Source organism: Paenibacillus sp. sgz302115 (genome assembly GCF_056120445.1).
The window spans coordinates 213,114-238,541 of the sequence record NZ_JBVYOK010000006.1 but is presented as its reverse complement, the minus strand read 5'-3'; the positions used below and the strand labels follow the sequence as shown (position 1 = coordinate 238,541).

Sequence of the window (25,428 nt, the reverse complement as noted above, 5' to 3'; positions counted from 1 at the left end):
GTTATAATTAGAACACTGAACATGAAGAAGTACGTATCTTTACAGGATTGGAGGTTTTGTCTTGAATAACTTGATCCCGGAATGGGCTGAATCCCATTTTCCCTTATATACCGCTGACAGTATTCAGTCGATCTATGGAACCTCAAATCTCCCGAGAGTTCAAATATACGAGAATAGAGCCGTACTGCTTGCCCTTGCCGCCGGCAGCGGCAGCCTGGAAATCAATAATCAGACTTATGAGCTTACGGAAGGAAGCGTGGTCCTTCTTCCCGCGAATACTCCCGCTTTTGTAACTACAGTTCTCCAGCAGCCGTTCCATGCCTATAAGCTCGCTATTGGCGTTCAAGAACAGACACAGACGCTGCCTGCCCATGCGATGCTGCGGGAAAGCGAATTTGCCTCAGCTAAGCTGCTGCTGCTCCCTTACGAGCCTGCTATTTTATCCCATATGAAGGAGCTGTATCTCCATCGCCTGCCGGATCACGAAAAACGCCATGTGCAGAATCAGATCCTGTTCCATCAGATTATTCTGCTATTGCTGGAGCAGCAGGAAGCCAGACACGCCGTCATTGAGCAGCCATCCATGGAGCGCAGCATCACCTACCTGGAGAATCACTTCAGCGAAAAAATAACACGCGAGCACCTGGCTGCGATGGCGGGGGTAAGCCTCTCCCATTATTCGACGCTTTTCAAGCAGCTTACGGGCTTCTCTCCCAATGAATATTTGTCCCGGCTGCGAATCCATCATGCTATGGGACTGTTGCTTAACGGCTCAGGCACGCTAAGAGATATTGCTCTCAAGGTAGGCTATAAGGATGAATTCTATCTCAGCCGGCGCTTCAAGCAGCAGACGGGCGCATCCCCGTCGGGCTACAGCCGTACAGTCTTCCAGCGGGTAGCGGTCATGCTCACTCCGTATGCCAGCCATTTACTGTTGCTTGGACTGGAACCAGCGGTCACGATTTCGGAGAGCAGTGAATATTTGAACCTTGCTGACCAGGAGCCTCCGCAGTCAATGAAGTTCATTAGTACAAGCAGCTCCGTTGAACAGATGAAATCGGTATTGCTTGAAGCGAACGTTGAATTGATTATTGCAGCCAAGCAGCATATGGAGGAATTCGGATTAAACTCCGCGCAACTGTGGGGTGTAGCGCCTATTGTGGAAATTCCGTGGATGGAGCTGGGCTGGAAGGACCACCTGCGGCTAATCGCCAAGGCGGTTCAGCGGAATGAACGGGCGGAGCAGTGGCTGGCTGAGTTTGAGCAAGAAGAGCTGGAAGCCCGCGCATTGGTGCAGCAAAGTGAAGTGACTAAGGATATCGTGACCATTCTCGTCATCAAACCGGACGGGCTGCTCATTTACGGAGCCAGAAACGCCGGCTATGTGATCTACCAATCGCTTGGGCTGAGAGCGCCAGCCGTGATTGAGGCGGAGATACAGAAGCTGGGCGATCAGTTCCATTCTGTTCCCATTGACGTATCTGAGCTTGCAGAGTATGCGGGCGACCGGTTCCTGATCATTGTATTTCCCGATGCCAAAGGCTCTACTGCGCACTCGGAAGCGGTCTTTAACTCCCCCTATTGGAGCCAGCTTCCAGCCGTACAGCAGAAGAAAATCCATATGCTTGATCTGGATGAGTGGGTTCCTTATAATCCGGCTTCGATTCGTTTGCAGCTCGCACGCGCTGTTGCTTTATTTGGAGCCCAATAATAATCCAAGTCTTTTCCCTAACAAAAAGGCATGGTTAGCCGCAGGAGTGATCCCTATAATGATTACAAATGCGAATGATTCTCATAATCAATCACGAGATGAGCTGATGATTTGAATTGTTCACTGGAACACTGCCATTCGAAAAAGGGGAGAGAGTCATTTTATGAAAAAGATATTTATTCCGCTGGTACTTATTATGGGAATCGCACTCAGCGCCTGCGGTGGAAATGGAGCCAAAGATGCAAGTACTGCAAGCAGCTCGCCTGCGGCAGCATCCTCTGAGCCGGAGAGCGGCACCTTCACTTATGAATCCGAAAACGGACCGGTCGAGGTTCCGAAGAACCCGCAGCGTGTCGTTGTACTTACAAGATTTTTAACTGGTAATGTTATGGCGCTAGGTGTGCCTCTAGTGGGTGTAGACGAAATGTCCAAAACCAATCCGCACTTTGAAGAGAAGCTCAAAGATGTTGAAGCCGTCAGTGATGAAAGCGTGGAGAAGATCATTGAGCTGCAGCCGGATCTGATTATCGGGCTGTCCGACATCAAGAACATTGATAAATTCAAGCAAATCGCACCAACCGTTACTTATACCTATAATAAAGTTGATTATTTGACCCAGCAGCTTGAAGTCGGGAAATTGCTGAATAAAGAGAAGGAAGCCCAGGCTTGGGTCGATGAGTTCAAGGTCCGCACCCAAAAAGCCGGAGAAGAAATCAGAGCAAAAATAGGCGAAAATGCCACCGTCTCGGTCATTGAAACTTTCAATAAGCAACTGTATGTATACGGTTATAACTTTGGCCGCGGTACAGAGCTTCTCTATGGAGATTTCAAGCTCGGCATGCCCGAAAAAGTGAAGGAAGGCACAAAAAAGGACGGTTATGTTGCCCTCTCGACGGAAGTTCTCAAGGATTACATGGGCGATTATATTATTTTCAGCAAAAATGCGGATGAGGATAATTCCTTCCAGAATACAGAAATCTACAAAAGCATTCCTGCCGTCAAAAACAATCGCGTCTTCGAGGCCGATGCCAAGGCATTTTACTTCAACGATCCGCTCAGTCTGGAGTACCAGCTTGAATTCTTCGAGAAAAGCTTCCTTGGCAAGTAATACGTATGATGAACACGAAAAAAGCTTCCTTCTCCTTCTTGTACAAGCTGCTCGGCAGCATGCTGGCGATGGTCCTGTTCTTCCTGGCCGCGATGATTTTCGGTGCCAAGGAAACCACGCTGCATGACCTGTGGCTGGCCATAAGTTCAGGCTCTTCGGCAGACAACGTGCTCATTCTGCGTGAGATCCGTCTGCCGCGCGAGCTGGCCGCAGCTCTGATCGGCGCAGCCTTTGCCGTGTCCGGTGCCATTATGCAGGGGGTTACGCGCAATCCCCTGGCCGATCCGGGACTGCTGGGCTTGACCTCCGGCGCCAATATGGCGCTGGCGCTTACGTTTGTATTTCTGCCGGGGCTGAACTATTTTGGAATCATGATCGCGTGCTTCTTCGGTGCTGCCCTGGGGGCGGCTCTGGTTCTCGCTCTTGGTTCCATGCGCCAAGGCCGGCTGTCCCCCATCCGCATCGTCCTTTCCGGCGCAGCCGTGTCTGCATTCCTGTATGCCATCTCAAGCAGCGTCTCTATTGCCTTCAAAATTTCCAAGGACGTGTCCATGTGGACAGCCGGCGGATTGATCGGCACGACCTGGGGGCAGCTTCAAGCCATCGCGCCGGTCATTCTTCTCGGAATCGTGGCGGCGCTGGCTTTTTCGGGCCAATTGACCATTCTGAGCCTGAGCGATGAGGTAGCTATCAGCCTGGGTCAAAGGCTGGTATTCGTCAAAGCAACGCTGTTCATTCTCATCATCCTTTTGACTGGAGCATCGGTTGCCCTGATTGGGGACATGGCCTTTGTGGGGCTGATGATTCCCCATATTGTCCGCAGAATCGTCGGCACCGACTACCGGTATATCCTGCCGGTCTCGATATTCACCGGTGCGGCCTTCATGCTGCTTGCAGATACAATCGGACGTACGATCAACGCACCATATGAGACACCAACAGCCGCCGTCGTGGCGATGCTGGGGCTGCCTTTCTTCCTGTTCGTTGTGCGTAAAGGAGGCAAAACCCTCTCATGATGTCTTCGTCCTCCGTTCGTAAACAACGTCTGATCCTGCTGATCTGTACCGGACTCATTGTACTGACGGCTATTGGCGGCATGGGGCTTGGGTACTCTTCCTTATCCTTTGACCGGCTGCTTCCCGTATTGTTCGGCCACGGAACCTTCAAGGAGGATTTTGTGCTGTTCTCTGTGCGATTGCCGCGAATTCTGATTACCTTGCTCTCGGGCATGGCCCTGGCATTATCCGGTTCGATTCTGCAAAGCGTTACCCGCAACGACCTGGCGGACCCGGGCATCATCGGCATTAATTCCGGTGCAGGCGTGGCTGTCGCTGTTTTTTTCCTGTACTTCCCGGCCAGCGCCGGAGCATTTATTTATGCGCTGCCGCTGGCCGCTTTTGCAGGTGCGCTGCTTACGGCAGCATGCATCTACCTGTTCTCTTACAGCCGGACCAGAGGGCTTGATCCCATTCGGCTGGTGCTGGTCGGGGTCGGCTTCTCCCTGGCGTTGTCGGGCATTATGATCGTGATTATTTCTTCCGCTGAGCGAGCCAAGGTTGATTTTATCGCAAAATGGATTGCCGGCAATATTTGGGGAACGGATTGGCCTTTCATCTGGGCGCTGCTGCCCTGGCTGCTCCTGCTCATTCCCTTCACGCTGTTCAAAACAAGACAGCTCAATCTGCTCAGTCTGAGCGAAGAATCAGCCATTGGCGTCGGTCTGAATCTGGAGCGTGAACGTATCCTGCTGATCCTGGCCGCTGTCGCCTCTGCCGCAGCCGCAGTATCCGTCACAGGAGGAATCGCCTTCATCGGGCTGATGGCCCCGCATATTGCCAAAAGGCTGGTAGGGCCCCGCAATCAGATGTTCATTCCCGTTGCTGTATTGCTCGGCGGCTGGCTGCTGCTGATCGCGGATACCGCCGGCCGCAACCTCTCTGACCCTGACGGTATCCCAGCAGGCATTATGGTATCGCTTATCGGCGTGCCTTATTTCGCCTATTTACTGCTTAAGAAGTAACTTGGGACGTGAAAATAAAGGGATGACCGAGGGCATTGTAATAGCTGCCTTTTGGTCATCCCTTTGTTATGCGCAGAAGTTTTGTTCTGGTAGTTCCATTACCTTTGACTGTTCACAGGCTCACCGTAACCTGCTCGACCAGCTTTTCCGGCTTGGCGGTGTTTTTGGAGCGGCAGTTGATGAACTCCACCTCCTCCCCATTTTCAATGTAAAAGGCCGGCCCTTCATGGTTCTCAATCGTTACCTGATTGAACTGTACATCTCTTACATTCCCCAGGTAAAAGCCCCGGCTCTTCATCGGCTCCAGGCCTGTCATCATATCAGGAGCCCCTGGCACCGCATGCTTCGCCATCGAAATATCAATATTCGTGAATGTAATCTCCGAGACATGCTGTTCCGCAAGCCCATACAGGAAACCCGCTGAAGCGTGGACATTCCGGGCTGTAATATTGGCATAATGAATCCTTCTAAAACAAGGCGTGTCTGCGGTGACCGGATACGGGTTCTTGTCCCAGACATATTTCTCCTTGCCGCGCGGTCCACAGAAGTAGTACAGGTTCAACGTAAAGGGGCAGATGACATCCTCCATCACTATGTTGCTGATGCGGATATCTTCAATTATTCCGCCGCGCCCGCGTCTCGACTTCATGCGGATGCCACGATCCGTCTGCTTGAATACACAATTGCTGATCGTCACATTGCGGATATCGCCGCTCATCTCGCTGCCGAGCACAACCGCTCCATGCCCGTGAAGCATGGTGCAGTTGGTGATAGTTATATTCTCGCAGGGAATGCGCTCCTGTGTGTCTTCGGTCCCCGCCTTGATGGCGATGCAGTCATCGCCCACGTCGATATTGCAATTACTGATGCGCACCCCCGAGCAGGATTCGGGATTGATGCCGTCCGTATTCGGCGAATCCGCCGGATTCAGAATCGACAGATTGTGAATCGTCACATTGCTGCAGCCGATAGGATTCACCGTCCAGCTAGGCGAATTGATCAGCGTCACATCCTGAATCGTTACCCGCCGGCAATTGCTGAAGCCAATCAGGGTCGGACGCGGATACTCCAGCTGCTCCGGATGCTTCCGGTGCTTATCCCACCACGGTGCACCGTTGCCGTCGATGGTCCCGCTTCCGGTAATGGAGATGTTGACCAGACCGGCACCGTAAATACACGGGCTGTGAACCTGCCGCTTCACGCCCTCCCATCTCGATTCCACCGCCGGATAATCCTGCGGATTGGTGCTGAAGCTCAGGACCGCTCCCGGACTCAGCCGCAATTCAATATTGCTGCGGAGCTGAATGGCTCCGGTAAGAAAAGTGCCCGCCGGAACGTACACGGTTCCTCCACCAGCCTCACTTGCCGCTGCAATGGCCGCAGCAATCGCGTCCGTGGCCGCCGCTGGACTATCCCGCAGTGCTCCATAATCGACTATGTTGTACACGCGCATACTCTCCTTTCTTGGGGATAACGGCATTTCTGCCGTTGTTCCACCCGTTTCCTGCCGGGGGCGCTCCAATAACGGCATTTTTGCCGTTGTTCCACCCGGTTCCCTCCGGGGGCGCTCCAACAACGGCATTTCTGCCGTTGTTCAACCCGATTCCCGCCGGGGCCGCTCCAACAACGGCATTTCTGCCGTTGTTCAACCCGATTCCCGCCGGGGCCGCTCCAACAACGGCATTTTTGCCGTTGTTCCACACGTTTCCCTCCGGGGGCGCTCCAACAACGGCATTTCTGCCGTTGTTTCCAGCCTTCCCGGCCATAAAAGCCGGAGCGGCCAGCAGCTTCGGCTTTTATCGGCTTCAGCCCTCAAGCTTACCCCCCTCACCTCTCAAGCCGCCTCCGTCTCAGTCCGCAGACTCCGCCCCTTCATACAACGCCTGCATCTCCACGCAGGCCATAACCAGTGCGCCGACCCCGTGCAGGTCATTGCTAACCTTCGGGCGGGTGACATAACTCTCGTAGTCACCCGCCGGGGTGCCGATGCAGATGTCGGGCAGAACGAGATTGCCCTGTTCATCCTGCTTCAGCACCCGGATCAAGCCCTCGTAGCCTTTGCGGGCGGCAGCGGCCGCTCCGGGCGGGGCGATGCCCAGCTTCACAGCTTTGGCAATCGCATAGACGAACAGGCAGGAGCCGGAGGTCTCCAGCCAGTTATCCGGCCGGTCGCCTTTATCGACCACCTGATACCACAGCCCGCTCTCTTCGTCCTGATAGCGGATCAGCGCCTCCACGAAGCTGCCCAGCTCGGCGGCAAGCTCTGCCCTGCCCGGATCTTCCGCAGGGAGCAGGTCCAGAAATTGCGAGAGGGCCAGGCCGTACCAGCCCAGCGACCGGCTCCAGAACTCCGGCGAGCAGCCGGTCTGAGGGTCGGCCCAGGGCATCCGCTTGCTCTCATCCCAGGCGTGATACAAAAGGCCGGTTGCTTCGTCCTTCATGTGCTTACGCATCAGGCGCTCCTGATGCAGCACGGTTTCCCGCAGACCCGGCTCGCTGTAGGCATTGGCATATTTCAGCGAAAATACACCGGCCATATACAGCCCATCCAGCCACATTTGATTCGCGTATTTATCCTTATGCCAGTATCCGCCTTCCGAGGTCCGGTTCAACGTCAGCAGAAGATGGCGCAGCTTCTCCGCAGCCGTCCGGTATTTCATCTCGCCGGTCCGCTTATGCAGCGTGAACAGCAGCAGTCCGGCCTGAACGGCATCCAGCTCATCCCGGGCAAAATACAAATTGCCCTGCTCATCCACCAGATCATCAACATACTGCTGGATATATTCAATATACCGGTCCTCCTGGACCGCTTCCCACAATAGCTCCATCCCGCACAGAAACACGCCTTGATGATAATGCCAGCGATGAGCCGGAGGCAACTCGCCCGCTGCATAAGTATCCATTAATGAATCACAGGCTTTTTTGGCCCATTCCACAGGTGTTGCCGACAGACTGCCTATCATCTCCATACCCCTTTTCCTATCATTATTTCTTTACCGTTAACCCTTCATCGACCCCAGCATCGCACCCTTGGCAAAATGCTTCTGCAGGAACGGATAGACCATCAGAATCGGCAAGGTAGCCACTACGATAACCGCCATCTTGATCGTCTGGTCCGGCGGAGGATTGGTCGCATCCAGCGAGGAGCTGTAATCCATGCCGCTGGCGAGCACGACAATTTGCCGCAGCAGCACTTGGATCGGCCATTTGGCGCTGTCATCCAGATACAGAATCGCACTCATGTATGTGTTCCAGTAGGTTACCGCGTAGAACAGCGAGATGGTCGCAATCGCCGGCAAGGACAAGGGCAGCACGATACGGAACAGGATGCCGAAGTCGTTGCAGCCGTCGATTTTAGCCGATTCCTCCAGACCTTCAGGGATATTCTGAAAAAAGTTTTTGAGAATAATCATATTGAACGCACTTATTGCCGACGGCAGAATCAGTGCCGAATACGTGTCGATCAGCCCCAGCTCCTTCACCACGAGAAATGTCGGAATCATCCCGCCGTGGAACAGCATGGTGAATACTACGAGAAAGTTGACCACGTTGCGCCCGTCCAGGTCCCTTCTGGAAAGGCCGTAGGCCATCAGAGCGGTAATTAACATACTGAACAATGTGCCAATGAGCGTAACGCCAATGGATACACCCATAGCTTTAAATATCGTATTGGTCGAGAAAATAAACTTGTACGCCTCAAAGCTCCATACCTTGGGAATTAACACAAATTTGTTGGCCGCAATCTCTGCACTGGTGGTGAACGAGCCGGCAACCACGTGGACAAACGGCAGCACAGTAATAAGTGTAATCAGGGCAAGCAGTATAAAATTCACAGCGGAAAAGATTCTCCCGCCAATTGTGCGATCTTCTACCATTTCAATTCCTCCCGCAGGTTCTCAATAAACGCCTTCTTCGCCCATTTTCTTGGACAATCTGTTGACCGCCATAACCATAATCAGCCCAATCACCGATTTAAAGAATCCGATAGCCGTACTATAGCTGAACTGACCCTGTCTTAAACCAGCCGTGTATACATACGTATCAATAATTTCCGCAACCTCGCGATTCATGGAGTTAAGCATCAGATACACATGTTCAAATCCAAGATCCAGCACGGAACCAATTTTCAAAATAAGCAGGGTAATAATGACGCTGCGAATCGCCGGGAGCGTAATATGCCAGATCTGTCTGAGCCGTCCGGCGCCATCCATGCGTGCTGCTTCATAAAGTCCGGGGTCGATGGCCGCAATTGAAGCGAGATAAATAATCGTCCCCCAGCCCGCTTCCCGCCAAATGACCTGAAGGATATACATCGGCCTGAACCAGCTTGGATTCAGCAGGAAATTGATCTTTTCAAAACCGAAATAGGCCAGCAGCTCGTTAATAATCCCGCCGTCCATCGTAACCATGACAAAGGAAATCGAAACCACAATAACCCAGGACATGAAATGGGGCAAATAGATAAGCGTTTGAAAGGTTCTTTTGAAAAAAGTGCCTCTCAGCTCATTCAGCATCAAAGCCAGAATAATCGGAATCGGAAAATAAAACAGAATGTTCATTCCGAACAATATCAAGGTGTTCCCCAGAATATTGAGGAAATCCGGCTCGGTGAACAGCCGCTGGAAATGCTTCATTCCCACCCAATCACTGCCCGTTATCCCCTGATAAGGCTTGTAATCCTGAAAAGAGATGATTAAACCATACATGGGCAAATATTTGAAAATCACAAAATACAGCACACCCGGTAACAGCATGACGTAGAGCAATTTGTTTCTCCACAGTCGTTTTTTAAGCTCACTGCTGCTCTTATATCTCCCCGGCTTCGGCTCGGGAGCGACACCTGGCTGAGCGGCGACTTCCTGCATAATTCTCTTCCTTTCTCCTTCAAAGTGGATACCTGACTGCCGGCGCGCCGCAAGAATCTGAAAAGACTGCCGGATATACGTTGTTAGCAGTCTTTTCAGCTCTTGGTTGTACTCAGTCACTTCAATGCTGGCTGTCTATTTCTTATACACGGCGTTGTATTCTTCAATGATTTTGGCGCCGCCGCGGTCTTTCCAGGCCTGCACTTCTTTTTCGAATCCGGCTTTGTCGATCTGCCCGTAAATATATTTATAAGTGGCATCCGAAATGATCTGCTGAAGCTCTACGCCCTTGGAAGTATACGTAGCGGAATCCAGCGCCGCCGTAGGATCGGCTACCCCTACCTTAACATTCTCCAGCAGCAATTCTTCGGCATGGATTCTGCCCGGCAGCACATTCAAGCTTTGGTACATGCCATTGGTTTCCGCTTCACCGATCACACTGTCCTTGAAGCCCTTAACCTCGCGCTCAATCAGCTCCTTGTCATCCGAAGGTTTGGCTCTGCCGTCTACAACCGTGTAGTGCTTGCCTTCAATACCCCAATACATCAGATTGGCCACCTCGGGAGTCATCATTTTATCGAAGAAAGCAAGAATCTTCTTCAGCTCGGCTTCATCCTTGACGGCCGATTTCGGGAACAAGACGACATTGTTATAGCCCGGAATCATCCACTGCGCGATTTTTCCGTCCGGCCCGGCAACCATACTGTGCGTATCCAGCACGGCATTCGGGAAGTTTTTGATCAAATCCTTGTTGAGCGTATCAATATCCTGCATGGAGCCCCCGATGTACATCCCTGCTTTGCCGCTGACGAACATGTTGACGGCATCCGTTTTACTGGTCGCTGCGAAGTCCTGGTTCATGTAGCCGGCATCGCGGGCTTTTTTGAAGAAATCCATCGTGTCAAAATACTGCTGGAACGTGAACTCCGGCTCGAGCTTACCATCCTTCTCTCCCCAGCTATTCGGTGTGCCGAACCAGGAGGAGACGGTTTTGAATGCGCCATACACCAGCTCGTTGCGGTCCACAATACCTGTGGTATCTTTTTTACCGTTGCCGTCCGGGTCCTGCTCTGTGAACGCTTTTGCCATAGCGAACAGCTCATCCACAGTTGCCGGCGGCTTGAGGCCCAGCTTATCTGCCCAGTCCTTGCGGTAAATCATACCCTGGCGCGCCAGCGGCCGGCCGATGTACAGGGTGTAGAGCTTGCCGTCCACCTTGGTGTTGTTCAGAATTTCCGGCTTCAGCTTGTTGAGATTCGGGAACTCGCTTAAGAGCGGCCCGATCTCCCAGAACTGCCCGTCCTTGATCGACTCCTTCATCTGCAGGAAGGTCGTCTGATTCTTCAAATAAGTAACCTGCGGCAGGGAGCCGGTGGCGAAGGAGGAGTTCAGCTTTTCTTCATACGTATCTGCCGGGTAGAACTGATAGGTGAGCTTCGTATTAGTTAACTTTTCCACTTCTGTCTTAATCGTATCCGGCGGAGTCTCTGTCGTGTTCAGCGGGAGCATAATCTTGATCTCTGTCGGTTTGTCCTGCTCAGGCGCAGTAGTCGCCGTATCCGCTCCGCCTGTTGTTCCCGCATTGCTCGGGGAAGCTTCGTTATTCTTGCTGTTGCCGCCTGAACACGCTGTCAACATACTGAATGTCAGCAATGCGGACAGGAGCAGGGTGAAGGATTTTTTGTTCATGCCAATTTGACCTCCGTTTAACTTGTAATTGGTTACAAGCCCCACATTACAGCGTCCGGGAGGTTACGAATACAATCATTTCCTCATACAGCGGGCTCGGGAGGGGGTTCTGGGGAAATGATTATCGTGATAACGGGGGGCATTGAACGGAAATCTGGCGCGCGTTTGGGAGGTGGCGGGCGTGGCTGCGGGGAATGTTTGGACTTTCGGCCGCTGTTATGTTTGGATTTCTCTGATTATAGACCGCTGCTAGCGGTAGAAATCCAAACATAGCCTACTAGAGTAAAGGACTGGTTTGTAGCCAGCCCCTCCTCATCAAACCGTACGTGAGGTTTTCCCTCATACGGCTTTCCGATGTTCGTCACTCTTGGGCATGCAGTCTCCTTGACCTTGGCTCCACGAGCTAGTTTCCTCCAACGAGTTGTTGAGTGTTTTCTTGCGTGTCGTTAGCCCCTTGGGCATTCACGGACTCTTACCTCTTGGATAAACTTGAACAAAGCAGAGCCCCTTCCCTCCCGCAAGTTGTGTTGTCTTGCGGTTCTTCAGTACTATGGGCCCCTCGGACTCCCTTCCTGCGGACATCTCACTTCGCCTTCCGGGCTTATAGAGTGCCCTTTTACCTTTTCCTTTCGGTGCAGGGGAGGGTCTCCCCAGTTCACTGCTCCCTCTTTCCAACCATGCCATTCCCCTTACGCCAGAGGGTTCTTCGTTGCCGCTCCAAGTTCTCTGCAACTTCCTTGGCCTTCGTCCATAAGCACGGGACTCGGCTTCCTCTTCTTCCTCTTGCGAGGCGCATTGATGACGCGGCAGGATTCACTTGATGTTACGGCCTGGTCGGTTGCTCGCCCGGTCTCTGACCGGTACTTTTGTCGATACGCTTCTACGCACAGATTTCGCCATACGCAGGTATCCTAGCTACGCGGGGGCTTGGCCCCTCCCGCCACCGGACTTTCACCGGCTAGAGGTTGCGTGCTTATCTGGGCGCGCTGCTTACGATGCCAGCTTTCCTTCGGAAAGCTCTTAGGCGGACGCTATCGCTCCTACAGTTCCAAACTTCCCCTCCGCCACTCCCACCTCCCTTACGGGTGGATTTAAGTTCAAAGGAAAGGGAAAAAGGCAAAAAAAGATCGGGTAGGTCGATAATATGGTTGGCTTATCGTAATATGGGGGAGAGAATTCAGTACCCGGGGCTTGGTACTAAACTGAGACTGCTGTATAATCAGTCAAACCGATAAATGAGGGAGGGTAATTGATGGACTTCAATTTATCTGATTTAGAAAAACACCTTTCGTCGGGAAGAGAGATTGAGTTTACTTACATGGACGAAAAATATTCTATTACTAGAATTGATTGCGGATTTTCTTTTACAAGATTTTATGACCCATCTAGCACCCAAAACTATGTTAGTCACGTAGAATTGTTGGAAAATGCAACAATCGGTGATGAATTGCTGGCCAATGCTTTTAAGGAGAAAAGAGTTAAAGTGGATGTATTATTTTAGTTGCCTAATGGTTAGTAGGCGCATTCCTTGATTGTAATACATTAGTGAATTATAAAATCCAACTAAAAAGTCCCTACATATATGATGTAGGGATCATTAACATACTTAGATTGACTTTTTGTCCTGACAATAATATATTATTGTCAGGACAAGAATCGAGGTGAAGCGATGTCCTCTAAAAAGGTGGGGCGTCCTCCATCTGACAAACCCAAAAGCAGAACGATTGAGATACGTGTCGATGAGGAAATTATGAGCAAGCTTGATGCTTCTGCCGAGAAACTGAATACGACTCGTTCGGATATCGTCCGCAAAGGGATTGAGAAGGTGTATGACGAGCTCCAAAAATAAATAAGGAAGCGGCGCGTCCGGCAAAGAACAGAGCCACTTCCTATCGCGCAACCGCTTAAATAAGCAGACTGCATAAATATCCTACCATGTGCAGGAATCTCATTCAAGCGATGCGATGATCATGATGGGAGGATAAAGATGATAACAATTCTGGAAGCCCTGTACCACGGGCAGCTTCATCCCGATGAGATGATTATGCCGACTCAGCCTGAATATCGTTCTCTATGCCGACAAATGGCAGCACAGACAGAGCAATGGCGGGAGAGATTAGGCGAGGAATCATTTCGTGAACTTGAGGCCTATTTTGATCTGTATGACAGCGTGGATAGTATGCATATGGAAGCAGCCTTTCTGCATGGGTTCAGACTAGGAGCGAACCTGATCATAGAGATCATGAGCAAATAGGAGTAGTCTGTGCCAAATACAGACTTGGGCCTCCACTAAGATGATGATAGCAACATATTTACAGTTGTTGATTCGCATGGGGGAACCTATCGCTATAACTCAGATCATTGCCATTAAAATGATAATGTACTACTATTAAGCATTGTTTTTACGGAGAAGCGAATGGGTCGGAGATAGCTTTCAGTTCATCTAACAGCAAGATGGATAACACTGAAGGCAAAACTGCCATTCGCTTCCCTTTTCTTTTTCCCGGCCGCCAGTTGATGCAGATCGGTCTGCACCTGAAGGAATGCCAGGCCGTCAGAAAATTTGAGTTATCATCATGGAACTTTCATACATTTTAATCAAATCTATCTTATCTCCTTCCCTCAGCCTCCCCATACTCCTGAATAATCAGATCGCCGCCGCTGGCTCTCCACTTCTCTACCTCTGCGCGGAAGCCTTCGGCGGTGAGATTGCCGAGAATATAATTGTAGGTGGCATCCATGATGATGGCGGACAGCTCGGTGTTTTTCTCGTCAAAGGTAGTGGAGCTCAAGCTGACGGTTGGATCGTCTACCAGAAACTGTTCATTGTCTTCGCTAAGCTGGTCGGCTAGGGCAGTTAGCTGCTCTTTTTGCGCAACCTCCATAATATTCTTGTTGCCGATATCGGCAATCATGAGGGAGTAGAGCGGATTCACTTCGTACACACGCAGCTGCGAGGTTTCTTCGGGAAGGATCACTTTTCCCCCTTCAAGCTTATAATGCCGCCCTTCGATTCCGTACATCATCAGATTCGCTACATCTTTATCCATCGTCCGGTCAAAAAAGGCAAGCACCTGCTTCAGCTCCCGCTCCGTCGCAATCGCCTTCTTCGAGAAAAGATACTGCCCGTTGTAGTTGGGGATCGACCATACTTTATAGCCTTGCGGCCCTTTGATGCGGTTGATTAGGGTAAGCTCGACTGCCGGATTGATCGCCTGGGCCTCAATGGAGAGACGCTGCGCATCAGTCATGCTGCCGATGAACATGCCTGCGGTTCCCCGGATAAATTTATCCCGCTGCACCTCCTTGCTGGTTAAGGCAAAATCCTGATTGATAATCTTCTCCTTATATAACTTCCGCATGAAATTCATTGTGTCCATATATTCGGGTGTCTGGAATTCAGGGATGAACTGTCCGTTCTCAAGCTTCCAGTTATTCGGCGTGCCGAAATAGGAGCTAAGTGTTTTGAATACTCCATAGACCAGATCATTGCGGTCAACAAGTCCGAGAGTATCCGCCTTGCCGTTCCCGTCAGGGTCATTGTACGTGAACTGCTTCATAACCTCATACAGCTCATCCAGTGTCTGCGGCTTATTCAGATGAAGGCGGTCCAGCCAATCCTTGCGGATGATGATCCCCTGTCTGGAAGAAGGACGTTCGGTGTAGAGGCCATAGACTTTGCCATCCACAGCAGATTGCTTCAGAATCGAAGCGTCAAGCTGTTTCAAATTCGGGAAATCCTGAAGATAAGGCCCAATCTCCCAAAAAGCCCCGGAGCGGATCGCATTCTTCACCAGATTAGAATCTGTAAATTTAACGAAGGTGACTTTGTCCAAGGAATTAGTGGTCAGCGCCGTGTTCATTTTGTCCGTGTAGACGCCCTCTGGAACCCAGGTGATATCCAGCTTGACCCCGGTTAGCTTTTCAATCTCGGCAACAATGTCCTTGGAGGGGGTCTGCGGGAAATGCAACGGTGCCAGAATCGAGATGGACGGAACCTCCGCGCGGGAACGGGACTGAACGGAATCCTCACTATTGCAAGCGCTTAACAAATTAACAACGAGTAAAACAAGCAAACAGCAGTACCAGGTATCCTTTCTCCCCAACCGTCGTCTGGACATTCCCGCATCCTCCTAGAAAATTAATTATACATTTCGCTCCTAATAGATGAATAAATTGCAATTGATAGTGATAATTAGAGAAAATGATTATTGCGGCACCAGATGATTATTGTTATTATCCTTCGTGATGCATACACTTAAAGCAGGCGATTGCCTCTACCTAATGTAAAGGTGCTGAATCTATTGAAACATTTAAGCTTCCTGAGCAAATTAACGATGTTCGCCTTTGTCCTCAGTACACTGCCTGTGCTGTTCATTGGCTCGTTCTCTTATTTTACATCCTCCAAAGAGATTCAAAAAAATGTTAACGAAAGCAAAAAGGAGCTTATTTTACAAATTAACTCAAATGTAGAGCATAAGCTGAATACTGTCAACCAGACCTTGAATCAGGTAGTCAACTCCTCTGTTTTGAAAAAGGCATTGAATAACCCGCTGAATGTAAGCGATTTCATTTTATATAATGACATACGCACTGAAATTCGCAATATGCAGTCTTTTGACACGAAGCTGGAGGATGTGATTCTGCTCAATCAGCGGCAAAACTGGATGATCAAAAACTCCGGGCTCTACCGCCTGAATGAATATAAGAATTATGAGCAGCTCACCAACCTGATTAATCTGCCGAATGAAACCTCATGGGTGCTGAACCCCTCTTCGCTGTTCTACAGCGAGGAGAGCATTAACGTCACCGGCTGTGAATACAGCATCAGCTTGATTAAAAAGCTGCCGACCACCAAGCTGCAAAAATACGGTCTGGCCCTGGCCAATATTCCCGCCTGCAGTCTGCAGGATTTCATTACCTCCGATGTGCAGCCGCTCGACAGCATTATCATCCTGGACAGCTCCGGCCGCATTCTGCTCCACCCGGACCGCAGCCTGATCGGCCAGTCTGCCGGGGCAAGCGGGTTTACCGAATTCACGCAGATTGCCGGCTCCGCACAAAGCTCAGGACAATTCAAAACGGTGATGGACAAAAAGGATTATTCCGTCACCTACATACGTTCACCGCAGACCGGCTGGATCTACCTCTCCGTAACCTCCATCGAGAGTCTGACGAAGGAATCAAGCAAAATCGGCACTTACACCGTTTATGTATGCACATTGATGCTGCTGTTATCTGTCCTGCTGGCTTGGCTCGGTTCCCGCCGCATGTACACTCCTATTGAAAGGCTGCTCAACCAGATCGGACAGCGCAGACCCGATATCAGAGCCAGACATGCGAATGAATTCCAGATTATCGGCGAGCAGGTGCATCATCTGTTCCAATCCAAATCCCAGCTTGAGAAGGAGGTTGCCCAGCATATCCAGCAGGTGCGCACCTTTTTTCTGATGAAGGCTTTTCAAGGCAATATCAAAAAACGCGAGCTGCTCGAAGAGCTGGAGCAATTCGGCTACCGTGCCCAAACCCTGGAATGGCAGACAATGGCCGTGATCACAGTCAGCATCGACTTCTCCGAGGAGAACAGCTATCAGAAAAAAGACCTCAGCCTGCTGCTATTCGCAGTGCATAATATGATCGAGGAGCTGGTCCCGCCGTGCAACCGGCTGGCTCCGGTCATCATGGACCACGCTGTGGTGACGCTAATTGGCAGCGCGGACGGTGATCCGCAGTCTTTTCACAAAACGCTCTATTCGCTTACTGAATCGCTGCAGCAGAAGATCAATAACTACCTGAAGCTGGAGGTCAGCATCGGGCTCAGCCTGCCCTTCCACGCCTTTGATAAAATATCCATCGCTTACAGAGAAGCTCTGGAGGCGCTCAAATACCGGATTACTCTGGGGAAAGGCATTATTATTCAGTACGAGAATATCAACTCCGGCAACCACTACCTCAACCTGAACTATCCGACCCATAAGGAAAATGATCTACTGGACGCCATTAAGCTGGCCGATACAGAGAATGCGAAGGAGACGCTGCATAAGCTGTTCGCCTGTATTTTTGCGCTGGGACTCTCGCCGCAGGAATACCAGATTCCGCTGACCCGGCTGCTGAATAATATCCTTATCATGATGCAGGAGTCGGGAATCAGCCTGAATCAAATCTATCCGGTGAACGGCTCTTTATTCGAGGAATTAACGGATCTGCACATCGTGGCGGAGATTGAGGATTGGTTCTGGAGCGTGGTCATTCAGCCGATGATCCGCATCTTCAGCAGCAGACAAAATGCCCAGTACCATAATATTTCGGAAAAGCTCATCGACATTGTCCAGCACGATTACGATAAGGACCTTACGCTGGAGGAATGCGCGTCCCGCCTGCACTATAATGCCAACTACATCAGCAGCGTGTTCCGCAAGGAGACCCAGTATTATTTCAGCGAATACCTTGCCATGTACCGGTTCAAAATGGCGAAGAAGTGGCTGGAGGAGACCGACATGCCCATCAAGGATATCGCAGCCCGGCTCCGCTACAACAATTCGCAGAATTTCATCCGCTCGTTCCGCAAGCAGGAAGGGATGACCCCCGGCCAATACCGCGAGCATGCAAGCGCAAGGCAGCGGGCGGTGCCGGATGATTATTGAAGGGCGCCGCCGCCGGTGATGGTGGCATAAGCGCAAAAGCCGTGAATCCAGGAGCAAACTCCTTGGGGATTCACGGCTAAATGGAATTTGTCCACCTAATTCGCTGAATTCTGCGCCGCTGCGGCAATTAGTGGGAATTTGTTCACTTAAATCAGCGATTATCCGGACTTGGCGTTACTTTGGAGCAAATTAAGTATACTTTTTCCCACTTAGAGTACTAGAGAAGCCGAATAGCCCCTTTTAGGTTTACTTTTTCCATTTAAACTGCTGCACGATTAAAAAGATTTCGGCACGCTCAAATGATCCGGCTGCGGGTGTTTGCGGTTCAAGCCTTGGGCTTGCGCAATTTTCTCCTTCTGATGAACAGGGTGACAGCGGCGGCCAAGAGTAGCAGGATACCGCCACCAGCGATGGCGATGTTTCTGACATTCGGCACGTACACAGTTAGACGCATTGGCTCGGAATCGGCCAGGGTAATATGCCAGGTGAGGGTGTTCCCGTCTTGCTCGGCGGCATTGTTGGCCCCGTACAGATTATAGGGAAGCGTTAATTTGAAATCGAGCGACAGGCTCTGCATCATCAGCCGGACCAGCGGCTTCGGCACACTTAGCTTTCCAAGCCCATCCAAGATCTCTTCCGAGTAGGCATTCAGCTTGGGCTGGGCCACTACATCGTATTTGGTGTACAGCCAGTTTTTCCCCGTTGCCACCTCAGTATCCACGATATCAAGACTTCTCGCATTAAGCTGCATATCCTCTATTGAAGCAAAGGATTTGAGAAATTGATATTCTGTAGATTTGCCTGCTTGGATTTTGTGCAGCTCGATGCCGTCTGCTTGCAGCCTGCTCGTGATCAGCTCCTCGATTTTGCCGCCGACCAGCGACTCAGCACGGGAATCCAGCAGCAGACTGAAGGCGATATCCAACCCGCCATTCTTCTTCACGGTCACATGGGCCGTCGCTTTGGCGCAGCCTGTCAACAGGACAAGCATCAACAGTATCAATCCCAAGGTGTGTACTCGTTTTCTTTTCAATGCTGTCCCCCCTGCACAGAAATCTATTTCTATGTAAATATGTAATAATTTATAGTAATATGATGAGGAGTACCTATTTTATGATCTTTATTTCTGCCATTACGGAGGTTAATATGGTTCCTTTAAAGGATAGCGCGAATAAAGCGATGATAAAAGGCCAATATGAACAGCTATGGATTGAATTTCTAAATTCTGATGAGAATAAAGTTGAAAGAATCCTAAAAAGGGCTCAACGCGAATTACTCCCCACAAAAGAAAAATGGCTTCAAAGATCAAAGCCATTTAAAACCCATTTGCTATGGATTGTTCCTCTCAGCGCACTTATCGTGGCTATTTTATTGTACGTGATTTTTATTTGGGTTGCACTATTAGTAGAGTAATTTCCGCCACTTACCAGATAGGCTTCTTATCCCCGATTTGCTCTTTGGGCGGGAACTTCATAACCATATTTGCAAAGGAGGTTACTTCTATCCATAAAGATAAGCATATTATAGAAAATGAAGAATCTACAGGACGGCCATTCACTTTACTTATCCTTTGGAGTTTATTGGATTTTATTAGCTTCGGAAAATCTAATTTCATAAAGAAGAAAGTGGCTTTTTACAAATCCCTAAACTTACAGTCTCAAAATTTGAAATAAGAAGAATGGTTGGAATTAGTATAAAATAGCGTAGCTTGATTATCAAACGCTGCTCAGTTGCAGCTTCTTCACAACCCGGAAAGCCTCGTCTGCCACATCCAGGGTGAAGGCAATGTCCTCCTCCGTCAAGGCCGCATTGATAAAATGGTTATGATGGTTGGTAAAAAAGACTCCGCGCTGAACGCAAGCGGCTATCCACTCCTGGTGCAGCACCTGGCTGGGATCGTTGGCGATTCTCATATACCACATGGGCAGCTCGCCGCTGATCCGAAGATCGAGGCCATGTCCGGCGGCGGCTTCGACCAGGCCGCTCGTCAGCTTGCTGCCGAGCGCCTGTAGGCGCTTCGGAGCCTCGATGGCCTTCAGCTTTTGAAGCGTTGCGATGCCGGCGGCAAAAGGAACTGCCGATAACCAATAGCTGCCCGTGTAGAACACCGACGAGGCTGCGCTTTTCAGCGCATCTATTCCGCACAGTGCAGAGACATTGTAGCCATTGGCCAGCGCCTTGCAGAAGCAGATCAGATCGGCCTCGAAGCCGTAATGATGGTCCGAGCCGGACAAATCCAGCCGGAAGCCGCACCGCACATCGTCAATGATCAGCACGATGCCATGCTTCGTGCAGAGCGAGCGCACCTTCTGCCAATAATCCTGATCCGGCAGCTCATTGTCGACAAAATTTCCCTGGAAATAAGGACTGGCGATAAAGCAGGCAATTTGTCCGGGATAGGCGCTGATCAGCGCTTCAAGCTGCGAGATATTATTCCAATCGACATATAAATTATTTGCGATCTCCTCCGGGGCAATACCGGGATTGCCCGCAAGCTTCGTCCACGGCGCTACCCCGTGATACCCTTTATTAACGAGCACCGCCTTTTTCCTGCCCGTAGCGGCACGCGCAACCATGACAGCAAAGCTGGTAACATCACCGCCATTTTTAGCGAAAAATGCCCAGTCGGCACTATGTACGGTATCCACCAGCAGCTCTGCGAATTCGACCATTTTCACTGAGGGCAGTGTCACGCAATCCCCCAGCTCCCGCTGCTCCCTCGCAGCCCGGTCAACATCCTCGTCATTATAGCCCAGAATGTTGGGGCCGTATGCACACATGTAATCAATGAACCGGTTGCCGTCCACATCCCAGAAATAAGCCCCCTTGGCCTCCCTTGAGAAGAACGGAAAAGCGCTCGGCGGAATCATACTGCCCTCGACAGGCCCCAAATGTCCATAGACACCAGCCGGAATGACCTTCATCGCCCGTTCAAAAAGCAATCTGCTGTTTGTATACTTATAGGCTTCCATATCTCGTCTCCTTTTCTCATCCCTAATCGGATTTACACAAACTGAGGCACTTTAGCCAAAATATCGTTCATGTGCTGAATCATCGGCAGTATCCCTTTGAGCTTCAATCTCTCTGTAACGATCAGCTCATGAACATCGGCCTTCTCGCTCAGCACATCGTTCGCAGACTGTACGGTATCAAATACCATGAAGGCGCCCGGGGCAAAAGAGGTACTCTTCATCGCCTTCAGCCGGCCTTTCACACAGTGCAGGAATACCTGCTGCCCGCTCTCCGCAATGGAGATCGAAATGACGCCGTCCGGGATTCTTGCCGCAATCCGTTGTCCAATGTCATCGTAATTGCCGATACAGGCCACGGCGTAGGCAGCGGTATTCAGCAGCAGCCGGGTATGTATGGCGAAATACTCACTGTCCTTCAACAGCTCATCAGTCGGCTTCAAGTAATATTCCAGCCGCTGGCTCAGCGCCGTGAACTCCTTGGTCAGGAAGCCCAGCCGGGTTAATCCCCGCAGCGGGATCGGGCTTGCCGCCCCTGCAATCATCCGGTTGAAATGCTCCGGTGAGCGGAAATACAGCACGATGGACGCCGCGCCCGCCGGTTCACGGATAGTGCAACTCCCGTCTGCAATAATCAGATCAGCCGAAGGGCCATTCCGGATTTTGAAACGGATCGTATTCTGTTTGTTTTGAATCAGCGAAGCTGAGGTGGGGTCAAGGCGGCATAATTCCTCCAAATTCCCCAAAACCGCATACAGATTCACCGCCGCTTTTGTCTCATGGACTGAGGTGTTTACAGACTCGCTCACTGGCATACGCTAACTCCCTTTCATTCATCGTTATAAAGAAGTGTCAAACAGGCCCCAATCCGGGATTTGTGTGAACACTCTGGTCCTTACCGTTAAATACAGAAGCCCGGCCGCGAACCATATTCCGCCCACCACGAACGCCTGATGACTGAGACTTGAGAGCAGCCAGACATTGCTCAGAATCCCGACAGCGGGCAGGAGCAGATACAGCAGCAGCGCCTTTGGCGAACGAAGCTTGCTTTTGACGAAGTAATGGAGGATTACACACAGATTCACAAAAGCAAAGGCCACAAAGGCACCCAGATTCACAAGCGAAGCCAGCGTAACCAGATCAAACAGCATAGAGGCCGCCACCGTCAAAATACCGATAAAAACAATGCCCCCTACCGGAGTCGAGTACTTGGGATGCGTATAGCAGAACAGCTTCTCCGGAAAAACATGATCCCGCCCCATGACAAACAGCAGCCGTGAAATCCCCGCTTGCTGGGACACAATAAGCGTAAAGACTGAAGCCGCAGTTACGAGCATGAACAGGGTTTCGAAGAGCGGACCGCCCAGAAATTCCACAAGCTCTACAGCCGCTGTATCCGCACTGCTGAAGCTTCGCCCCTGATAGGCAAGCACGCCCAGATAGGCGATCAGGATAAACACCACCCCATTCAGCACCGTCACAAAGATTAATGTCCGGGGAATGGTGCGCTGCGGCTCAACCGATTCCTCGGCGATCGTCGTCACTGCATCAAAGCCAAGAAAGGATTGGCAGACCAGTGCGGTCCCGGCAATGACGCTGAGCAGAGAGAAGTTGGAATTCCAGAAGGGGGCCGAAGAGATCAGCGAATGGCCCGGCGAAGGTGATATGAGGGCATAAATACAGGCTCCGAAGAAAAAAGCGATCAGCACAAACTGCATCCCCACCATGATCCGATTGACCTTAACCGCCATTTGCAGGCCTTTGATATTGATTAAGGTGCTTAATGTGATGAACAGCGCAACCCACACCACAACGGGAATTACGGGGATCATCTCGTGTAAGGCCAGACCGAGGAACAGCACAGACAGCATCGGCACAAAAGCATAATCGAGCAGCAGCATCCAGCCCACCAGGAAACCTGCAAGCGGATGAACAGACTTCTGGACATACCCATAGGCAGAACCGGAGGTCGGGTATACCTTTACCATCCTGCCGTAGCTGTAAGCCGTAATGAGCATCACCAGAAAAGCCAGCAGATATGCTGTAGGCAGCATTCCCTTGGACAGCTCGTTAGCCACGCCGTACGTTCCAAAGATGGCAATCGGCGCCATTAAGGAAATCCCAAATATCATTTGCTTGCCTTGCGTCATTACCCTAACGGGGATACGTGAGACTTCCTCTGCATTTTTCAATCATCCATCCTCCTTTTTATTAAATTCACTTCATATATGTCATTAATAATGACATATAACTAATGATCCGGAGCGTTTCTTGCTGTAATCTTACTTTATATGCAAAAGAGGATATTGTAAATGTTATATAACATTACATTTAAATTTTTTTGACGCACACAAAAAAAGCCCCTGCTATCCACATAAAAATGGACAACAGGGGCTCCCAGATAGACTACAGCATTATTTCTTCAAATGATAAGGCACCGTAGTAATAATCACATTTCTGCGGTACAGCAGATGTGCGCGGAGCAGCAGACTGGACTGGTTATGCAGGATGTTGTGCCAGCCCTTCTTCGGAATGAACTGCGGCACGACCACCGTCACCTGATAGTTGGATTCGCTCGCCTTGCGCTGGACCGTGTCGATGAACTTGGTCAGCGGCTGAGTGATGCTGCGGTAAGGCGAATACAGCGTCACCAGGCGGATTTCGGGATGGAATTTCTTCCACTTTTCTTCAAATACCGCCTCATCCTCCCGCTCGAACGGGACATGCACAGCAATAATCTGCTCGGTACCCAGAGACTTAGCATAACGGAGCGAGTTCTCAACCACATGTGTTATTCCGGCAACAGGCAGGATGATGACGTTCCCTTCAATGGCAAGCGGCGGCTCTTCGCAGGTGGAGATCCGCAGTTGGTCAGCGACGGACTCATAATGCTTGTGAATCCGGTGGAACAGCAGGATAATCAGCGGCAGGAAGACCAGTACCGGCCACACCTGCGTGAACTTGGTCAGGAAGAACATAATCGTGACGATAAAGCTGATCAGCGCGCCCGCAGTGTTGATAATGAATTTACCGACCCAGCCCGGCGGCTTTTGCCGGATCCACTTCACCATCATCCCGCTCTGGGAGAGCGTAAAGGGAATGAACACGCCTACCGCATATAGCGGAATCAAGTGCTCCGTCCGTCCTTCAAAGGCAATGATCAGAATGATGGAGAATATCCCCAACATGAGAATGCCGTTTGAATAACCCAGCCGGTCTCCCCGGACTGTGAACATACGCGGAATAAACTTGTCTTTCGCCAAATTCACCGCCAGCAGCGGGAATGCGGAATATCCGGTATTGGCCGCCAGGACCAGAATCAGCGCGGTAGTTCCCTGGACGAAGTAGTACATGAAATTCCGGCCGAACACTTCTTCGGCAATGATGGACACCACCGTAGCATCTTCCCGTGGCGAAATGCCGTAGTAATAGGCCAGAAACACAATGCCTGTAAATAACACCGCCAAAAGTGTACCCATTGCCGCCAACGTTTTGGCTGCATTGTTCGGGGCAGGCTCTTTGAAGTTAGGGATCGCATTGGAAATGGCCTCTACCCCTGTCAGCGCCGAGCTCCCCGATGAAAAGGCCCTCAGCAGCAGGAACAGGCTGATGCCCGCTACCGGAGTGCCGATAGGGGTGTGCAGGTCGGCTGGCACACTGCCGGTCAGGATTTTGAACAATCCCAGACCGATCATGATAAATAATGCGAGCACAAACAAATAGACCGGATAAGCCAGGAATGACGCCGATTCCGTGACTCCCCGCAGATTCAAGGTTGTAATCAGCAGAACGAAGAAAATGGCAATAGGCACATTATACGGATGCAGGCTTGGAAAAGCCGAGGTAATCGCGTCCGTTCCGGCAGAGACACTCACCGCCACCGTCAATATGTAGTCCACCAGCAGCGAGCCGCCGGCCATCAGCCCGGGATACATCCCCAAGTTCTCTTTGGATACAACATAAGCTCCGCCGCCATGGGGGTAAGCAAAAATAATCTGCCTGTAGGATAAAATCAAAGCCACCAGCAGGACCAGAACTCCTGCCGCAATCGGTATCGAATACCAAAACGCCGCAGCGCTGATTGTAATCAGCACCAGCAAAATTTGCTCAGGACCGTAAGCAACGGATGACAGAGCATCTGAAGAAAGAATGGCCAGCGCCTTGGTTTTGTTCAGTTTCTGTTCGCCAAGCTGCTCTGACTTCAGTGGTCGTCCAATTAGAAATCTTTTCAACGAAGACATCATTAGCCTCACCCATCACTTTTTAATGTTATATTACCCTTGGAAGTAAATAATAATCTCAGTTCTTTATTATACGCTTTTGAAACAAGCGTGGTTGCTATTATTTTCAAATCATAATCCTCCTATAATATATCGTCAAAATTGCATTTTTAGGAAAATAGAACATTCGTTAAGTGTCCTT

21 protein-coding genes are annotated in these 25,428 nt (G+C 50.7%); 9 read left to right on the top strand and 12 right to left on the bottom strand.

Annotated features, from left to right (window positions below; translation table 11 throughout):
• Positions 1–61: 61 nt before the first annotated feature.
• The 4 genes from AC0LWN_RS14635 to AC0LWN_RS14620 all read left to right on the top strand — a co-directional run bounded on the left by AC0LWN_RS14635 (position 62) and on the right by AC0LWN_RS14620 (position 4,839).
• Positions 62–1,711, top strand: coding sequence for a helix-turn-helix domain-containing protein (locus AC0LWN_RS14635; protein ID WP_474666464.1), 1,650 nt, complete (start codon positions 62–64; stop codon positions 1,709–1,711).
• Positions 1,712–1,874: 163 nt separating this feature from the next.
• Complete coding sequence (locus AC0LWN_RS14630) at positions 1,875–2,819, top strand: iron-hydroxamate ABC transporter substrate-binding protein (RefSeq protein WP_474666462.1); 945 nt, start codon at positions 1,875–1,877, stop codon at positions 2,817–2,819.
• Between the two features lie 5 nt (positions 2,820–2,824).
• Positions 2,825–3,835, top strand: a complete 1,011-nt coding sequence (locus tag AC0LWN_RS14625) for a FecCD family ABC transporter permease (protein ID WP_474666460.1) — start codon at positions 2,825–2,827, stop codon at positions 3,833–3,835.
• Positions 3,832–4,839 (top strand): FecCD family ABC transporter permease, encoded by a 1,008-nt coding sequence (locus AC0LWN_RS14620; protein WP_474666458.1) that lies wholly within the window; start codon positions 3,832–3,834, stop codon positions 4,837–4,839. The genes AC0LWN_RS14625 and AC0LWN_RS14620 overlap by 4 nt, the downstream gene beginning before the upstream one ends.
• A 112-nt stretch (positions 4,840–4,951) precedes the next feature.
• Here the strand turns inward: AC0LWN_RS14620 and AC0LWN_RS14615 are convergent, their stop codons facing one another.
• From AC0LWN_RS14615 to AC0LWN_RS14590, 6 genes are all read right to left on the bottom strand, one after another.
• On the bottom strand, positions 4,952–6,292 hold the full coding sequence (locus AC0LWN_RS14615; RefSeq protein WP_474666456.1) for a glycoside hydrolase family 28 protein: 1,341 nt from the start codon (positions 6,290–6,292) through the stop codon (positions 4,952–4,954).
• Positions 6,249–6,542 (bottom strand): hypothetical protein, encoded by a 294-nt coding sequence (locus tag AC0LWN_RS14610; RefSeq protein ID WP_474666454.1) that lies wholly within the window; start codon positions 6,540–6,542, stop codon positions 6,249–6,251. The genes AC0LWN_RS14615 and AC0LWN_RS14610 overlap by 44 nt, the downstream gene beginning before the upstream one ends.
• A 147-nt stretch (positions 6,543–6,689) precedes the next feature.
• A complete protein-coding gene (locus AC0LWN_RS14605) occupies positions 6,690–7,802 on the bottom strand; it encodes a glycoside hydrolase family 88/105 protein (protein ID WP_474666629.1) in 1,113 nt (370 codons plus the stop codon).
• A 36-nt stretch (positions 7,803–7,838) separates the two neighbouring features.
• Positions 7,839–8,714 carry a carbohydrate ABC transporter permease gene (locus AC0LWN_RS14600; protein WP_474666452.1) on the bottom strand — a complete coding sequence of 292 codons (876 nt, stop codon included), beginning with the start codon at positions 8,712–8,714 and terminating at the stop codon, positions 7,839–7,841.
• A 21-nt stretch (positions 8,715–8,735) separates the two neighbouring features.
• The gene (locus tag AC0LWN_RS14595; protein WP_474666451.1) at positions 8,736–9,704 is read right to left on the bottom strand and encodes an ABC transporter permease; all 969 of its coding nucleotides are present in this window, start codon (positions 9,702–9,704) and stop codon (positions 8,736–8,738) included.
• Positions 9,705–9,839: 135 nt separating this feature from the next.
• Positions 9,840–11,393, bottom strand: a complete 1,554-nt coding sequence (locus AC0LWN_RS14590) for an extracellular solute-binding protein (RefSeq protein WP_474666449.1) — start codon at positions 11,391–11,393, stop codon at positions 9,840–9,842.
• Between the two features lie 1,252 nt (positions 11,394–12,645).
• On the opposite strand from AC0LWN_RS14590, the gene AC0LWN_RS14585 reads away from it, so the two are divergent.
• The 3 genes from AC0LWN_RS14585 to AC0LWN_RS14575 all read left to right on the top strand — a co-directional run bounded on the left by AC0LWN_RS14585 (position 12,646) and on the right by AC0LWN_RS14575 (position 13,647).
• Entirely contained in the window at positions 12,646–12,894 is a 249-nt protein-coding gene (locus AC0LWN_RS14585) for a hypothetical protein (RefSeq protein ID WP_474666447.1), read from the top strand.
• A gap of 168 nt (positions 12,895–13,062) precedes the next feature.
• Positions 13,063–13,242, top strand: coding sequence for a ribbon-helix-helix protein, CopG family (locus AC0LWN_RS14580; protein WP_474666445.1), 180 nt, complete (start codon positions 13,063–13,065; stop codon positions 13,240–13,242).
• A gap of 138 nt (positions 13,243–13,380) precedes the next feature.
• Positions 13,381–13,647: a DUF6809 family protein gene (locus AC0LWN_RS14575; protein WP_474666443.1), complete on the top strand. Its 267-nt coding sequence runs from the start codon at positions 13,381–13,383 to the stop codon at positions 13,645–13,647.
• A gap of 355 nt (positions 13,648–14,002) precedes the next feature.
• Here AC0LWN_RS14575 and AC0LWN_RS14570 read toward each other — a convergent pair whose 3' ends face one another.
• Positions 14,003–15,514 (bottom strand): extracellular solute-binding protein, encoded by a 1,512-nt coding sequence (locus AC0LWN_RS14570; protein WP_474666441.1) that lies wholly within the window; start codon positions 15,512–15,514, stop codon positions 14,003–14,005.
• 183 nt (positions 15,515–15,697) lie between these two features.
• Between AC0LWN_RS14570 and AC0LWN_RS14565 the strand changes: the two genes are divergently transcribed.
• Positions 15,698–18,037, top strand: a complete 2,340-nt coding sequence (locus AC0LWN_RS14565; protein ID WP_474666439.1) for a helix-turn-helix domain-containing protein — start codon at positions 15,698–15,700, stop codon at positions 18,035–18,037.
• Positions 18,038–18,362: 325 nt separating this feature from the next.
• On the opposite strand, the gene AC0LWN_RS14560 is transcribed toward AC0LWN_RS14565, so the two are convergent.
• The gene (locus tag AC0LWN_RS14560; protein ID WP_474666437.1) at positions 18,363–19,070 is read right to left on the bottom strand and encodes a hypothetical protein; all 708 of its coding nucleotides are present in this window, start codon (positions 19,068–19,070) and stop codon (positions 18,363–18,365) included.
• An 80-nt stretch (positions 19,071–19,150) separates the two neighbouring features.
• On the opposite strand from AC0LWN_RS14560, the gene AC0LWN_RS14555 reads away from it, so the two are divergent.
• The gene (locus AC0LWN_RS14555) at positions 19,151–19,450 is read left to right on the top strand and encodes a hypothetical protein (protein ID WP_474666435.1); all 300 of its coding nucleotides are present in this window, start codon (positions 19,151–19,153) and stop codon (positions 19,448–19,450) included.
• Between the two features lie 302 nt (positions 19,451–19,752).
• On the opposite strand, the gene AC0LWN_RS14550 is transcribed toward AC0LWN_RS14555, so the two are convergent.
• From AC0LWN_RS14550 to AC0LWN_RS14535, 4 genes are all read right to left on the bottom strand, one after another.
• Complete coding sequence (locus AC0LWN_RS14550) at positions 19,753–21,009, bottom strand: aminotransferase class III-fold pyridoxal phosphate-dependent enzyme (protein WP_474666433.1); 1,257 nt, start codon at positions 21,007–21,009, stop codon at positions 19,753–19,755.
• Positions 21,010–21,041: 32 nt separating this feature from the next.
• Positions 21,042–21,821: a hypothetical protein gene (locus AC0LWN_RS14545; RefSeq protein WP_474666431.1), complete on the bottom strand. Its 780-nt coding sequence runs from the start codon at positions 21,819–21,821 to the stop codon at positions 21,042–21,044.
• Positions 21,822–21,845: 24 nt separating this feature from the next.
• On the bottom strand, positions 21,846–23,198 hold the full coding sequence (locus tag AC0LWN_RS14540; RefSeq protein WP_474666429.1) for an APC family permease: 1,353 nt from the start codon (positions 23,196–23,198) through the stop codon (positions 21,846–21,848).
• Positions 23,199–23,420: 222 nt separating this feature from the next.
• Positions 23,421–25,250: an APC family permease gene (locus AC0LWN_RS14535; protein WP_474666427.1), complete on the bottom strand. Its 1,830-nt coding sequence runs from the start codon at positions 25,248–25,250 to the stop codon at positions 23,421–23,423.
• Between the last annotated feature and the right edge of the window lie 178 nt (positions 25,251–25,428).